Origin of the sequence: Lysinibacillus sp. FSL K6-1151 (genome assembly GCF_038630755.1) — a bacterium.
Taxonomy (GTDB): domain Bacteria; phylum Bacillota; class Bacilli; order Bacillales_A; family Planococcaceae; genus Lysinibacillus; species Lysinibacillus fusiformis_D.
In genome coordinates this window covers 2,469,977-2,483,201 of sequence record NZ_CP152040.1, presented here as the reverse complement: position 1 = coordinate 2,483,201, position 13,225 = coordinate 2,469,977, and the positions used below count along the sequence as shown (strand labels likewise).

14 protein-coding genes are annotated in these 13,225 nt (G+C 41.2%); 13 read left to right on the top strand and 1 reads right to left on the bottom strand.

Annotated features, from left to right (window positions below; all coding sequences use genetic code 11):
- Positions 1-117: 117 nt before the first annotated feature.
- The 13 genes from MHI04_RS12045 (at position 118) to panF (ending at position 12,345) form a co-directional block, all read left to right on the top strand.
- Entirely contained in the window at positions 118-651 is a 534-nt protein-coding gene (locus MHI04_RS12045) for a GNAT family N-acetyltransferase (protein ID WP_342534863.1), read from the top strand.
- Between the two features lie 297 nt (positions 652-948).
- Positions 949-2,187, top strand: coding sequence for a substrate-binding domain-containing protein (locus tag MHI04_RS12040; protein WP_036117673.1), 1,239 nt, complete (start codon positions 949-951; stop codon positions 2,185-2,187).
- Positions 2,188-2,248: 61 nt separating this feature from the next.
- Positions 2,249-3,025 (top strand): ABC transporter ATP-binding protein, encoded by a 777-nt coding sequence (locus MHI04_RS12035; protein ID WP_058843531.1) that lies wholly within the window; start codon positions 2,249-2,251, stop codon positions 3,023-3,025.
- Complete coding sequence (locus MHI04_RS12030; RefSeq protein WP_058843532.1) at positions 3,000-3,707, top strand: ABC transporter ATP-binding protein; 708 nt, start codon at positions 3,000-3,002, stop codon at positions 3,705-3,707. Before MHI04_RS12035 ends, MHI04_RS12030 begins: the two co-directional genes overlap by 26 nt.
- Positions 3,708-3,722: 15 nt before the next feature.
- A complete protein-coding gene (locus MHI04_RS12025) occupies positions 3,723-4,595 on the top strand; it encodes a branched-chain amino acid ABC transporter permease (RefSeq protein ID WP_058843533.1) in 873 nt (290 codons plus the stop codon).
- The gene (locus tag MHI04_RS12020) at positions 4,592-5,608 is read left to right on the top strand and encodes a branched-chain amino acid ABC transporter permease (RefSeq protein WP_342534862.1); all 1,017 of its coding nucleotides are present in this window, start codon (positions 4,592-4,594) and stop codon (positions 5,606-5,608) included. The genes MHI04_RS12025 and MHI04_RS12020 overlap by 4 nt, the downstream gene beginning before the upstream one ends.
- Complete coding sequence (locus MHI04_RS12015; protein WP_058843535.1) at positions 5,605-6,609, top strand: 3-oxoacyl-ACP synthase; 1,005 nt, start codon at positions 5,605-5,607, stop codon at positions 6,607-6,609. Before MHI04_RS12020 ends, MHI04_RS12015 begins: the two co-directional genes overlap by 4 nt.
- A gap of 12 nt (positions 6,610-6,621) precedes the next feature.
- Positions 6,622-7,533 carry an alpha/beta hydrolase gene (locus tag MHI04_RS12010; protein ID WP_058843536.1) on the top strand — a complete coding sequence of 304 codons (912 nt, stop codon included), beginning with the start codon at positions 6,622-6,624 and terminating at the stop codon, positions 7,531-7,533.
- A complete protein-coding gene (gene fabG, locus MHI04_RS12005; protein ID WP_101966704.1) occupies positions 7,517-8,248 on the top strand; it encodes a 3-oxoacyl-ACP reductase FabG in 732 nt (243 codons plus the stop codon). The genes MHI04_RS12010 and fabG overlap by 17 nt, the downstream gene beginning before the upstream one ends.
- A 13-nt stretch (positions 8,249-8,261) precedes the next feature.
- Positions 8,262-9,734, top strand: a complete 1,473-nt coding sequence (locus tag MHI04_RS12000) for an AMP-binding protein (protein WP_036117579.1) — start codon at positions 8,262-8,264, stop codon at positions 9,732-9,734.
- A gap of 48 nt (positions 9,735-9,782) precedes the next feature.
- Positions 9,783-10,325 (top strand): short-chain dehydrogenase, encoded by a 543-nt coding sequence (locus MHI04_RS11995; protein WP_330493288.1) that lies wholly within the window; start codon positions 9,783-9,785, stop codon positions 10,323-10,325.
- A 311-nt stretch (positions 10,326-10,636) separates the two neighbouring features.
- Complete coding sequence (locus tag MHI04_RS11990) at positions 10,637-10,900, top strand: YhdT family protein (RefSeq protein WP_342534861.1); 264 nt, start codon at positions 10,637-10,639, stop codon at positions 10,898-10,900.
- A complete protein-coding gene (panF, locus tag MHI04_RS11985; protein WP_141905757.1) occupies positions 10,900-12,345 on the top strand; it encodes a sodium/pantothenate symporter in 1,446 nt (481 codons plus the stop codon). Before MHI04_RS11990 ends, panF begins: the two co-directional genes overlap by 1 nt.
- Before the next feature lie 42 nt (positions 12,346-12,387).
- On the opposite strand, the gene MHI04_RS11980 is transcribed toward panF, so the two are convergent.
- On the bottom strand, positions 12,388-13,158 hold the full coding sequence (locus tag MHI04_RS11980; protein WP_089932798.1) for a TSUP family transporter: 771 nt from the start codon (positions 13,156-13,158) through the stop codon (positions 12,388-12,390).
- Between the last annotated feature and the right edge of the window lie 67 nt (positions 13,159-13,225).

The following is a 13,225-nucleotide window of genomic DNA, read 5'->3' as shown; positions in this document are numbered from 1 at the left end:
AAAAAAAGCAACATATTTAAATGCCATTTTGTCAGACAAATAAAAGGCTGGCCACAATTTGCAGATTGAACAAGATGAGTGAATGGTTGAATCGTGTAGAAGGAGAGATGAATTAAAGTGATACTTGCAAATGAAAAATTATTTTTAAGGGAATTCACGCCACATGACTGGATTGATGTTCATAAATATGCCTCACAGGAGATTGTTTGTAGGTATCAAACATGGGGACCGAATACAGAGGAGGATTCAAAAGAATTCATTCAGGATGCACTCGATGAAGCAAGACAAACACCAAGGGAAAGATATGTTTTTGCTATTATTTATCAAGAAACTTTAATAGGTTCGGTTGAGATAATGATTAGGGATTTCACGAATAAGGTGGGGGAAATTGGCTATATTGTTAACCCTGACTATTGGGGGAAGGGAGTAGCAACGCAGAGTGCTCAATTAGTGATCACTTTCGGTTTTGACACATTAAAGCTCCATCGTATTTATGCAACCTGTGACCCAAGAAATATTGGATCATCAAAGGTTTTAGAAAAGGTTGGAATGACCAAAGAAGGAATATTACGTGAAAATATGTTAATTAAAGACGGTGTTTGGCGAGATTCCTTCTTGTATAGTGTATTGAAGCAGGAATGGTCTTCATGAAGCGTACTACAGAATGCAGTTTGAAACACTAAAAAATAGTTCCTAATACAAAAGACAAAAATGTTGTACATTCAACGTTTTTGTCTTTCTTTTTACCTGATGTAATTAGTAGCGTAGCGATAAATCTTTTAACACTTTTAAATTTTTAATAAATAATTCCATAACCTCGATACAGAAAAATGCTTTGTACTTTTGTGCAAAGCATTTTTTGTAACTAATTTGTAACTGGACTTTTGTATAGTGTTGTCATAGCAAGAAAGCGCTTTCTATGGAGCTTATTTTAAAGGGGGTTATAGGATGAAGAAGCGGTGGTATTGGTTTCTTTTAGTAATGTTGGCTGTGGTGTTGGTAGCTTGTAGTGGGGAGGATACGAAGGATGATGCAACAGATGCAGATTCCTCCGATGGTGAGACAAAAGCGGTGACGGCGGAAGGAGGCACGATTAAGATTGGGGTGCTTGCTTCGTTAACGGGGGCGCTTGAATCATATGGGAAGCAGACGCAGCGGGGATTTGATTTAGGGATTGAGTATGCGACTGGTGGGACGATGGAGGTCAATGGTAAGAAAATCGAGGTTGTGTATGAGGATACGGAGACAAAGCCAGAGGTGGCCGTGCAGAAAGCAACAAAGCTATTAGAAGATGACCAGGTTGATTTTTTAGTAGGTTCTTCAAGTTCTGGTGATACCCTTGCTGTTCTACCGCTGGCAGAGGAGTATGAAAAAATTATGGTGGTGGAGCCTGCGGTGGCTGACAGTATTACAGGTTCTGAGTTTAATGAGTATATTTTCCGTACAGGTCGTAATTCATCACAGGATGCCTATGCAGCCGCGGCGGCTATTGCTGGTAAAGGTGTGAAGATTGCTACATTTGCCCCAGATTATTCGTTTGGCTGGGATGGGGTGAATGCGTTTAAAACGGCAGCGGAGAAATTAGGTGCTGACATTGTGTTAGAGGAGTATGCAGACCCAGCAGCAACAGACTTTACGTCTAATTTACAAAAGGTGCTAGATGCTAAGCCTGATTATTTATTCGTTGTCTGGGCAGGAGCAAATTCACCATGGAATCAAATCGCAGATCTTAAAATTCAAGAAAAGGGCATTAAAATTTCAACGGGAGCACCTGATATTATAGCGCTTCAATTTATGAATCCATTGGTTGGTATGGAAGGTTTTTCGGTGTATTACCACACGCTACCGCAAAATGATGTCAATAAATGGTTAGTTGAGGAACATCAAAAACGTTTCAATGAAGTACCTGACTTATTTACACCTGGCGGCATGTCTGCGGCGATTGCCATTATGGAGGCATTGAAAAAATCGGAGGGAGATGCAGATGCCAACAAGCTGATCGGCATAATGGAGGGGATGTCATTTGAGACACCAAAAGGTACGATGACGTTCCGTGAAGAGGACCATCAAGCCCTTCAATCGATGTATTCGATTCGCTTAGAGCAACAGGATGGCGTGGATTATCCAGTACCCGTACTTATTCGGGAGTTAAGTCCTGAGGAAACAGCACCACCTGTTATGAATTAAACAAATGAGAGGCAGCATGGCTGTCTTTCTACATAACTATTAGAGGAGAAGGGAGTAGAGGATGGAGCCAATACTACACACAGACAATTTAACGATTCAGTTTGGGGGACATACGGCGGTGGATTGCGTTAATTTTCAAATGCCTGAAAAGCATTTAAAGTCCATTATAGGGCCGAACGGTGCTGGGAAAACAACATTCTTTAATTTGATTAGTGGAGAGCTAAAACCAACTGCAGGTGATGTTTATTTTAAAGGGCAATCACTTGCCCAAAAGTCGGCCATCGAAAGAACACGTATGGGGTTGGGTCGATCCTTTCAAATCACGAATGTGTTTCCAAATTTAACGGTTCTCGAAAATGTTCGTTTAGCCGTGCAGTCAAAGGAAAAGATTCGTTATCAGCTATTTCGACACTACAAAAGCTATAAGGCGATTACCGACAAAGCGGAGGAGCTATTATCACTCGTTTTACTCGACAATAAACGGGACGCCCTGACAACGATGCTATCCCATGGAGAGAAAAGAAAGCTTGAGATTGCCATGCTACTTGCGTTGGATACGGAAATTCTGCTACTCGATGAACCAACAGCTGGTATGTCTTTAGAGGAAGTACCTACGATTTTAGAGGTCATTCGGACCATTAAAAATCAAGGGAATAAAACCATTCTGCTCATTGAACATAAAATGGATATGATTTTAGATTTATCGGATTCCATTATGGTGTTATTTAATGGTCAGCTACTAGCAGATGGTTCACCCGTGGAAATTATGAATAATGATACCGTACAACAAGCATATTTAGGAGGGCTGTACGATGACCACCTTACTGACATTAAATGAGGTTCACACGCATATCGGCCAATATCACATTTTGCAGGGAGTTAATTTTGAAGCGAGGGAGGGACAGGTTAGCGTACTGCTTGGACGAAATGGTGCAGGTAAAACAACGACCTTGAAAACAATTATGGGATTAACACCTGCGACAAATGGCGAAATCGCCTTTCGCTCCCACTCCATTAAAAAAAGCCCAACATACAAGGTGGCTAAATTAGGGATAGGTTATGTGCCTGAAAATCAAGGGATTTTTGCAGATTTAACGGTAGAGGAAAATATGAAGGTAGCCATGTATAAGGAAGATACTGCCACGTTAGAACGACAGCAATATGTGCTGGAGCTGTTTCCCGATTTGAAGAAGTTTTGGAAAAAGGCTGGCGGGCATTTATCAGGAGGGCAAAAGCAAATGCTGTCCATGGCAAGAGCCTTTATCAATGATAGCCAATTAATATTAATTGACGAGCCTTCCAAGGGGCTTGCGCCCATAGTGGTGGAGAAGGTGATGGAAGCGATTATGGAAATGAAAAAGAAAACGTCCATTGTTCTTGTTGAACAAAACTTTATGATGGCTAGCCGGATTGGTGATACCTATACTTTGATCGATGATGGCAGAACAGTAAATTCGGGCATGATGGAGGATTTGATTGTCAATGAAGAACTAAAACGCAAGTATTTAGGAATTGGATAAAGGGGGTGACCATCATTGGAGCTTTTCATCAATTTACTCATTAATGGCTTGGCAACAGGGATGTTGATATTTCTGCTGGCGGCAGGTTTGACGTTAATTTTTGGCTTAATGGATGTGTTGAATTTTGCGCATGGTGGATTATTTGTTTGGGGAGCCTATGCGGGAATCTTTACCTATATGTGGACAGAAAGCTTTATCGTAGGAATTATAGGTGCGCTTGTGACAGGTGCGTTACTTGGACTGCTTACAGAGAAATTGATTATTACGCCTGTTTACGGCAATCATATTCAGCAAATTTTAATTACGTTAGGGCTTATGCTCGTTTTGCAGGAATTCATCAAGGTGGTTTTTGGTCCAAATGGTGTGGCCGTAAAAACGCCGAGCTATTTAGCGGGAAGCTGGGAATTTGGTGACGTGATTATCATCAAATATCGCCTATTTATTATTGTTATAGGGTTTGTGATTTTTGGTGTTTTTCAATATATGCTGAAACGCACGAAGATTGGGTTGATCGTTCGAGCTGGTGTGCAGGATAAGGAAATGGCACAGGCTCTTGGTATTCATATTAAGCGTGTATTTCTATATGTCTTTATGGTGGGTGCGGCTCTGGCGGCACTTAGTGGAATGTTGATGGCTCCGTATTCGGGCGTCATCTATGCGGAGATGGGCATGGAGTACGCCATTTTAGGATTTATTGTCGTCGTCATTGGCGGAATGGGTAGTTTTTCAGGCTCATTGTTGGCTGCTATTTTAGTAGGGCTAGCAGGTAGCTTTATGGCTTATTATGTGCCTGTGCTATCACTAGCAGTCAATATGATTTTAATGGCCAGCGTTTTAATTTTCCGTCCACAGGGGCTGTTTACGATGCGAAAGGAGCGAACATCATGAACCAGAAAATGTCCTTACGCTCTATCGCTTTTTTCCTGTTATTGGCGATTTTTATCGTACTCCCTTTTGTCAATGATTCAAGGACGCTGCTTATTTTACTGACACAAATTTTCATTTTTGGCATACTGGCGATGAGCTATGATATTTTGCTCGGTTATACAGGAATCGTTTCCTTTGGGCACGCTATGTTTTTTGGTATTGGCGCTTACACGACAGCGGTCATGCTCAAGCAAATGGATAACACACTATTCATCTTTCTGGTGTCCATCGTGATAGGCATGGTAATAGCAGGCTTTGTTAGTTTTTTAGTAGGTTTATTAACCTTGCGCTTGAAAAGTCATTTTTTTGCGATGCTCACACTAGCCTTCTCGGGGTTATTTTTAGTAGTAGCTGAAAAGTGGCGCTCTGTCACGTATGGCAATGATGGCTTTACTTTTCGAGCACCAGATATTTTTAGAGATCGGATGACCTTCTATTTCTTTGTGTTAGCAAGCTTAGTTGTCATCTTTTTAGCGCTCCACCGTTTTGTTAACTCGCCGACAGGTCGACTACTAATTGCTGTTCGGGAAAATGAACAACGGACGAAATCATTAGGCTTTAATACCTTGCACTATAAAGTGATTGCCTCCGTTGTTGCAGGCATTGTTGCGAGCTTTGCAGGCTCCTTATATGCGATTTCTTTACGCTTCGTTAACACGAGTGTGATGGCGATGGATATTACACTCGATGCGCTATTAATGACGATTATTGGTGGGGTCGGCACTTTAGTAGGGCCATTACTAGGAGCAGCAGTGATTGAATATGCACAGCATGCATTATCAGGGCTAGCACGAGATTACCCTATTTTTGAACGTTGGATTATCTTCTTTGGGATTCTCTATATTTTAGCCGTTATCTTTTTCCCGAAAGGTATTATTGGCTCACTAAGACTGCTGTTTTGGAAATGGCGAGCAAAGCTAAAGCAAAGAAAAAAGCCCGTAGCTCTGCCCCAGGAAAAGGAGCGATTTGAATGACTGTTGGTATTGTCAGTACAGGTATCTATCTACCTCAAAATAAAATGACTTCGCAGGACATTGCGGCTCTTTCAAATATTCCAGAGGACATTATCCGTCAAAAAATGGGTATTCATGAAAAGCCAATCCCTGGTGAGCATGATCATACCGTGCAAATGGGCATATGGGCAGCACAGGATGCGATAAAAAAAGCAAATCTGGACCCGAAAGATATTGATGTGATCATCTATATGGGTGAAGAGCATAAGGAATACCCACTATGGACAGCCTCCATCAAAATGCAAGAGGAGCTTGGTGCGGTTAATGCATGGGCATTTGATGTGCAATTGCGCTGTGGCACGACGATCATGGCATTGAAAGTAGCGAAAAGTTTAATGGCATCAGATGACACAATTCATACCATTCTTTTAGCAGGTGGCTATCGCAATGTGGATTTTATCGATTACAGCAATCCACGAACGCGCTTTATGTACAATTTGGCGGCTGGTGGAGGTGCCATATTGCTACAAAAAAACTATGAAAAAAATCAGCTTTTAGAGGCGGAAATTATAACAGATGGTTCTTTCTCAGAGGATGTAGTTGTACCAGTTGGAGGTACGAAAACACCGTTAACACCATTCCATTTAACAGAAAATTTATATCAGCTTGACGTTTTGGACCCGATTGGGATGAAGGAGAGGTTAGAACAAAAATCATTAAGCCATTTTTTGAAGGTTATTCGCCGTTCTCTAGCGAAAAGTGGATACAGTGAAGAACAGCTCGACTACTTAGCGATGCTGCATATGAAAAGGTCTGCACATGATTATATTTTAGCAGAGCTTGGCTTACAGCAGGAACAGTCTATTTATTTACAAGACTATGGACATATTGGGCAAATCGATCAAATATTGTCCTTACAGCTAGCTCAGGAGCAAAATCGTATTCAAGCAGGTGCTCTTGTGACACTAGTGAGTGCAGGCATTGGCTATGTTTGGGGGGCTATCACAATACGTTGGGGATAAGGGGGAAATGGTATGTTACAAACAATTCAACTAGCAAATGGTGAGACGATGGCATATCGCAAAAGAGCTGGAGGAAGTCATCCTTTAGTGTTGGTTCATGGCAATATGACTTCCTCTAAGCATTGGGATGTGCTGATAGATGCTTTAGATGATAAATACACCATCTATGCAATCGATTTACGAGGCTTTGGAGGTTCATCCTATCATCAGCCAATCTATACCATTAAAGATTTTAGTGATGATGTTAAGCTATTTGTGGATGCGATGCAATTGCAAAGCTTTGACATGATTGGCTGGTCAACTGGCGGAGCTGTTTGTATGCAGTTTGCAGCCAATTATCCAGGTTATTGCCAGCAATTAATCTTACTGGCCTCCGCTTCTACACGTGGCTATCCATTTTATACGGATTTAGGAACAGGCGATCCAGCCTGCTTTAAGCGAGCCTATAACTATGAAGATGTACTTGTGGATACATCGAAAACAAAGCTTATCCAAGGCTTTTATGACACAAAAAACGGCGAAGGTTTACGGTCGATATGGAATGCTTTAATTTATACCCATCAGCAACCAAACGAGGAAAAATACCAAGAATATATAGAGGATATGCTAACACAGCGCAACTTAGCAGAGGTGTATCATGCACTCAATACATTTAATATAAGTGCTGTTGACAATGATGTGACAAAAGGGTCACACGAAGCTCTCCTACTCCAGATACCGATTTTAGTACTGAGAGGGGATCGTGACTTAGTTATTACAGAGGAAATGAATGCGGAATTACTGCAAGACTTAGGCAAAACGGCACAGTTTGTTAGCTTAAAAGATTGTGGACATTCACCATTGATGGATGATTTAGCACAATTAACAGCTGAAATCGAGGCTTTTTTAGAAATTGGAGGAAGACAGTATGCGTTTAAACAATAAAGTAGCCATTATTACAGGTGCAGCCAATGGCATCGGCTATGCGGCTGCCGAGCGTTTCATCGAAGAAGGGGCATGGGTATTTATCGCTGATTTCGATGAGAAGGCAGGGAATCTCGCAGCTCAACAACTAGGCGGAAACGCTATATTTATACAGGTGGATGTGGCAAGTAGAGAGAGCGTTAACCAGCTGGTGACAGCAGTGATCGAACAGGCTGGACGCATTGATATTTTAGTGAATAATGCAGGTATTACAAGAGATGCAATGCTAACAAAGATGACAGATGACCAATTTCAGCAGGTGTTAGATGTCAATTTGACAGGCGTTTTTCATTGCACACAGGAGGTCATTCCCCATATGGTGGCAGCTGGAGGTGGCAAAATCATTAATACATCATCGGTTAGTGGGGTCTATGGCAATGTTGGTCAAACGAATTATGCAGCGACGAAAGCTGCCATTGTAGGGATGACCAAAACATGGGCAAAGGAATTAGGGCGTAAAGGCATCAATGTCAATGCAGTGGCACCTGGCTTTACAGAAACAGCTATGGTCAAAAAGATGCCTGAAAATATTTTGGCTCAAATGCGGGCAATCGTGCCGTTACAACGTTTAGGAACCCCACGGGATATAGCCAATGCCTATTTGTTTTTAGCATCTGATGAGGCATCGTATGTTCATGGCCATACGCTTCATGTAGATGGCGCCATTATGATGTGATGGGGGTGTCAAGATGTTTGTTGAGCAAGAATGGATTTTAAAACGTGCCGCCTTAACGCCTCATCACATCGCCTTGATTAATCTAGCGTCAGAGGAGCAATGGACCTATCAGCAATTATCAGAGGAAATCGGCAAATGGAGTCAATTTTTCGAGCGTCAGCAGCTAAAAAAAGGCAGTAGAGTCGCAGTTTTTGCGAGAAATCATATCCAACTTTTTGCTATTCTATTTGCCTGTGGGCTACGAGGGCTTATTTATGTGCCATTAAACTGGCGATTAAGTAGAGAGGAATTAACACAAATTTTGGAGGATGCGACCCCTTCCATTCTCTTGTATGAAGAAGAGAGTCATTGTTCTTTGGTGGTAGAAAAAATGTTTCCACTTCATCTCATCAAGCACGAGAAGGCAACGCTACCAAGTAGGCAAGACGTGGACTTGAATGATCCATGGCTAATGATTTATACCGGAGGCACAACAGGTCGTCCAAAGGGTGTTGTGCTATCCTTTCAGTCGGTCAATTGGAACGCAATCAATACAATTATTAGCTGGGGTTTACAGGAGAAAGATCGGACATTAAATTATATGCCGATGTTTCATACAGGTGGCTTAAATGCTTTATGCATACCTCTTCTTATGGTGGGAGGAACCGTCATCATTGGCGATAAGTTTGAAGCGGAAGCCGCACTGCGGGCAACGAATCAATATCAAACGACGATTTCCCTTTTTGTCCCAACGATGTATCAAGCGATGATTGCTACGGAATACTTTCGAGAAAATCATTTCCCCTCGATGAACGTATTTTTATCTGGTGGTGCCCCATGCCCACATCCCATTTATGATGTCTTTCATAAAAAGGGGTTATTCTTTAAGGAGGGCTATGGCTTAACAGAGGCGGGACCTAATAATTTTTATATTGCAAGAGAAGATGCTTACGCGAAAAAAGGGGCTGTTGGGAAAAGCATGCAGTTTAATGAGGCGAAAATCATTAATCAAGCTGGGCAAAGTTGTGCACCTCGTGAAGTGGGCGAGCTGCTAGTAAGAGGTAAGCATATGTTCCGTTTTTATTGGAATAACAAGCAAGAAACCGCCAATATCCTACAAGATGGCTGGTTAAAAACAGGTGATTTGGCGATGATGGATGAGGATGGTGATTTTTATATCGTCGGTCGTAGAAAAGAGATGATTATCTCCGGTGGTGAAAATGTCTACCCTCAGGAAGTGGAGCAATGTATGCTGCAGCATCCGGACGTACAGGAGGTTGCCGTGATTGGTGTAGCAGACAATTATTGGGGTGAGATTGTAACCGCATTTATTGTTTGTTGTCATCAAGTAGCGACTATCTTAGATGAGCTCAACGAACTGTGTCATCAACAATTAGGATGTTATAAGATTCCGAAACAAATCATTTTTTTAGACCAACTACCGAAAACAAGTGTTGGTAAAATTGATAAAAAGGCATTGCATAGGCTAGTCGATTCCACCTGCTAAGTATGATGAGTCTCTCTTAAATAAGAATTAAAAGTGAGGAACAAATGAATGGCACACGCATTAGTTATTGGTGGGACAGGAATGTTAGCTGACACAACCCTTTGGTTAGTGAAGAACGGATATGACGTTTCGGTAATTGGACGTAATGCCAATCGAATGGAATGTTTCATAAGTAAATCATCAAATCCATCACGTGGCACACCAATTTTAGTTGATTATCTTGATATAGCCTTATTAAAAGAGAAGCTAGAAGAAACGATAGCGCATAATGGACCCATTGAATTGGTCATTGCTTGGATTCACTCCTATGCTGAAACTGTATTAGAGAGCATAGCTAGTGAAATTTCAGGAATATGGAAGCTGTTTCATGTATTAGGCAGTAGCGCTAATCTAAATGAAATCAAAGATAAAATCCATCTACTTGATATCACTCACTATCGTCAAGTCCAGCCAGGTTTCATAATGGAAAACGGTCAGTCAAGATGGCTTACACATAAGGAAATTTCACAAGGAGTCATCGATGCTATTCAGTATGATCGATCTATCAATATCGTTGGCACGCTACAGCCTTGGGAACAACGCCCGTTATAAATAGGAAATAACCTTCGTCCAACTAGTGTGACGAAGGTTATTATTTTTTATCATCATAAACGATTGTGTTGAAAAGCATTTAGATGTCATATGGGATGTAAAATAATATCCCATATTTTTACATAAAAAATGCATTGTTTTTGATTCAAATAGTGGCGTACTAAGCTTTTAGAAGAATGCATGTTCATCTTAGGGCTCTTACTTTTGATTTCCTTAGACAGATTTTTCTTGTAAGCTTACCCTAATTTTTTCGCATCTCTTCCCATCAGACCAACATATCAGTAAAATAGAGAAGGTTAGGGGGATTGCATGTGAAAGATCAACGCTTTAAAATAGCGCATCGAGAGGCGCTTATTGGGATAGGACTAGTCCTTGTCAACTTTGCGATTTGGTTTGGCTTTGCCTATGGATTAGGTTCGGGAGACCCCAAAAATTATTCATATGTCTTTGGTTTCCCTGCTTGGTTTTTCTATAGCTGTATTGCAGGGACAGGCTTTATGATCCTACTCATCTGGGTTGTAATGAAGCTCTTCTTCAAAGAGGTGCCATTTGATGATGAGGAGGGGGATCGCTAATGCACTGGCAAGTTGTATTTCCATTGCTATTATTTTTAATTATTATTTTCGGAATTGGTGTTTGGTCCAATAAGCATATTCGGTCCTCTAATTCATTCCTACAGGAGTATTTTCTTGGTGGTCGTGAAATGGGTGGTTTTATCCTGGCGATGACAATGATTGCTACATACGGCAGTGCGAGCAGCTTTATCGGAGGACCTGGTGTGGCCTATACGAAAGGGCTTGGCTGGGTGTTATTGGCAATGGCACAGCTGCCTGCAGGTTATTTTGTACTGATGATTTTAGGCAAGAAATTTGCTATTATTGCTCGTCGTTACCAAGCTATTACGTTAATCGATTTTTTACGAGAGCGCTACAAAAGCCATGTCATTGTCATTTTATCAGCCATTAGTATCATTGTTTTTCTATTTTCGGCTATGATGGCGCAATGGGTAGGTGGTGCACGCTTAATTGAGTCATTAACAGGCTTAAAATACACAACGGCACTATTTATTTTTGCGATTTCAGTGCTAGTGTATGTCATTATTGGTGGTTTCCGAGCTGTTGCTTTAACGGATACTGTGCAAGGTTCGATTATGGTCGTTGGCACAATTATTCTATTAATCGGCACTATTATTGCAGGTGGTGGCATCGATAATATTATGGCCTCACTTGTCGCTGAAAATCCTAATTTTGTGTCACCATTTGGAGCGCAAGGAGATTTAACACCATTGTATGTTTCGACATTTTGGATTTTAATTGGTGTAGGGGTTGTAGGGCTTCCGCAAATTGCTGTCCGTGCCATGAGCTATAAGGATTCTAAAAGTATGCACTTAGCCATCATTATTGGCACGATTGCCATCGGGACAATCATGTTTGGCATGCATTTAATTGGTGTATTAGCACGACCTGTCTTACCTGGCATTGAGATTGGTGATAAAGTAATGCCGCTTCTGACATTAAAGGTATTGCCACCATTTTTAGCGGGGATCGTCTTAGCTGCGCCAATGGCTGCTACCATGTCAACTGTCAATGCCCTGCTTATGCTGGTCAGCTCCACGGTTGTCAAAGATATTTATTTAAATTACATGAAGCCACAAGCTAGTGATGCAGAGATTAAACGTGCAAGCTTTGTTGTGACAACGGTTATTGGCTTAGCTGTTATTATCTTTGCGCTCAACCCACCCGATTTATTAGTGTGGTTGAATTTATTTGCTTTTGGTGGGCTAGAGGCTGTCTTTATCTGGACAGTAGTTTTAGGATTGTATTGGAAAAAAGCCAATAAATATGGTGCGATGGCGTCCATGATTACAGGCATGTCCTTGTATATTATGATTGATCGCTTTTATCCTTCCGTCTTTGGTATGCACACGGTTACGATTCCCATTGTTGCATCCTTCATTATTTTTATTCTCGTTAGCTTAGCCACAAGTCATAAATTCAAAAATGAGCAACTCATGATTTAAATCAAAGAACGCCGCAGATACAAGTCTGTGGCGTTTTTGTGTTTAATGAATCATAAAATCATAGGCATTTTTCGCAAGCAATGTCACTGTCACTACGATAAAGAGCGTACGAACAAAACCGCTTCCTTTTTTGATCGCCATTCGGGAACCAAGCATAGCGCCACCAATTTGAGCAATGCCCATCACGAAGCCATAAACAAAATGGATTTGACCTAAGTAGGCGAACATACAAAGGCCTGCCACGTTACTTGCCAAATTTAAAAACTTTGCATTTCCTGCCGCCTTTAAAAAATCAAAGCCTATCAACAAGAAGCTAAAGATTAAAAAAGAGCCTGTACCAGGTCCAAGAAACCCATCATAAAAACCAATGCCAAATAATAATCCCATAAATAATAGTAAGTGGGTTCTAGAGAGAGTTTTTACGCTAGAGACAGCGCCCCAATCCTTTTTGAAAATTGTATAAACCGCAACGGCTGCCAGCATCACGAGCATTAATGGCTTTAGTAATGCTGGATTGATTAAATGCACGGTCCATGCACCAAATAAGGAGCCGACAAAGGCAAGCGGGAAATATTTGAGAACGGATCGTATTTCAAGCTGACCAGAACGATAAAAGGAAATGGAAGATGTCAGTGAGCCCATTGTCCCGGCAAGTTTATTGGTTGCAACAGCAGCGGCTGGATTGAGGCCAGCAAACAATAAAGCTGGCAATGAAATTAAACCGCCTCCTCCCACTACTGAGTCGACAAAAGCCGCCAGAAATCCAAATGAAATTAACAGGATAAGAATATGTACATCGACTTCAAAAAACATATTACACCTCTTTTAAATTAGTTACTACTGAAATAGTAACTAATTTTAATTACGCTGTAAACCCTCA

What these genes read in the sequence shown, in the direction of transcription:
- panF (WP_141905757.1), top strand. Translation starts at nt 10,900, where the DNA reads ATGCACTGGCAAGTTGTATTTCCATTGCTATTATTTTTAATTATTATT.
- MHI04_RS12015 (WP_058843535.1), top strand. Translation starts at nt 5,605, where the DNA reads ATGACTGTTGGTATTGTCAGTACAGGTATCTATCTACCTCAAAATAAA.
- MHI04_RS11995 (WP_330493288.1), top strand. Translation starts at nt 9,783, where the DNA reads ATGGCACACGCATTAGTTATTGGTGGGACAGGAATGTTAGCTGACACA.
- MHI04_RS11980 (WP_089932798.1), bottom strand. Translation starts at nt 13,158, where the DNA reads ATGTTTTTTGAAGTCGATGTACATATTCTTATCCTGTTAATTTCATTT.
- MHI04_RS12040 (WP_036117673.1), top strand. Translation starts at nt 949, where the DNA reads ATGAAGAAGCGGTGGTATTGGTTTCTTTTAGTAATGTTGGCTGTGGTG.
- MHI04_RS12010 (WP_058843536.1), top strand. Translation starts at nt 6,622, where the DNA reads ATGTTACAAACAATTCAACTAGCAAATGGTGAGACGATGGCATATCGC.
- MHI04_RS12030 (WP_058843532.1), top strand. Translation starts at nt 3,000, where the DNA reads ATGACCACCTTACTGACATTAAATGAGGTTCACACGCATATCGGCCAA.
- MHI04_RS12020 (WP_342534862.1), top strand. Translation starts at nt 4,592, where the DNA reads ATGAACCAGAAAATGTCCTTACGCTCTATCGCTTTTTTCCTGTTATTG.
- MHI04_RS12000 (WP_036117579.1), top strand. Translation starts at nt 8,262, where the DNA reads ATGTTTGTTGAGCAAGAATGGATTTTAAAACGTGCCGCCTTAACGCCT.
- MHI04_RS12035 (WP_058843531.1), top strand. Translation starts at nt 2,249, where the DNA reads ATGGAGCCAATACTACACACAGACAATTTAACGATTCAGTTTGGGGGA.
- fabG (WP_101966704.1), top strand. Translation starts at nt 7,517, where the DNA reads ATGCGTTTAAACAATAAAGTAGCCATTATTACAGGTGCAGCCAATGGC.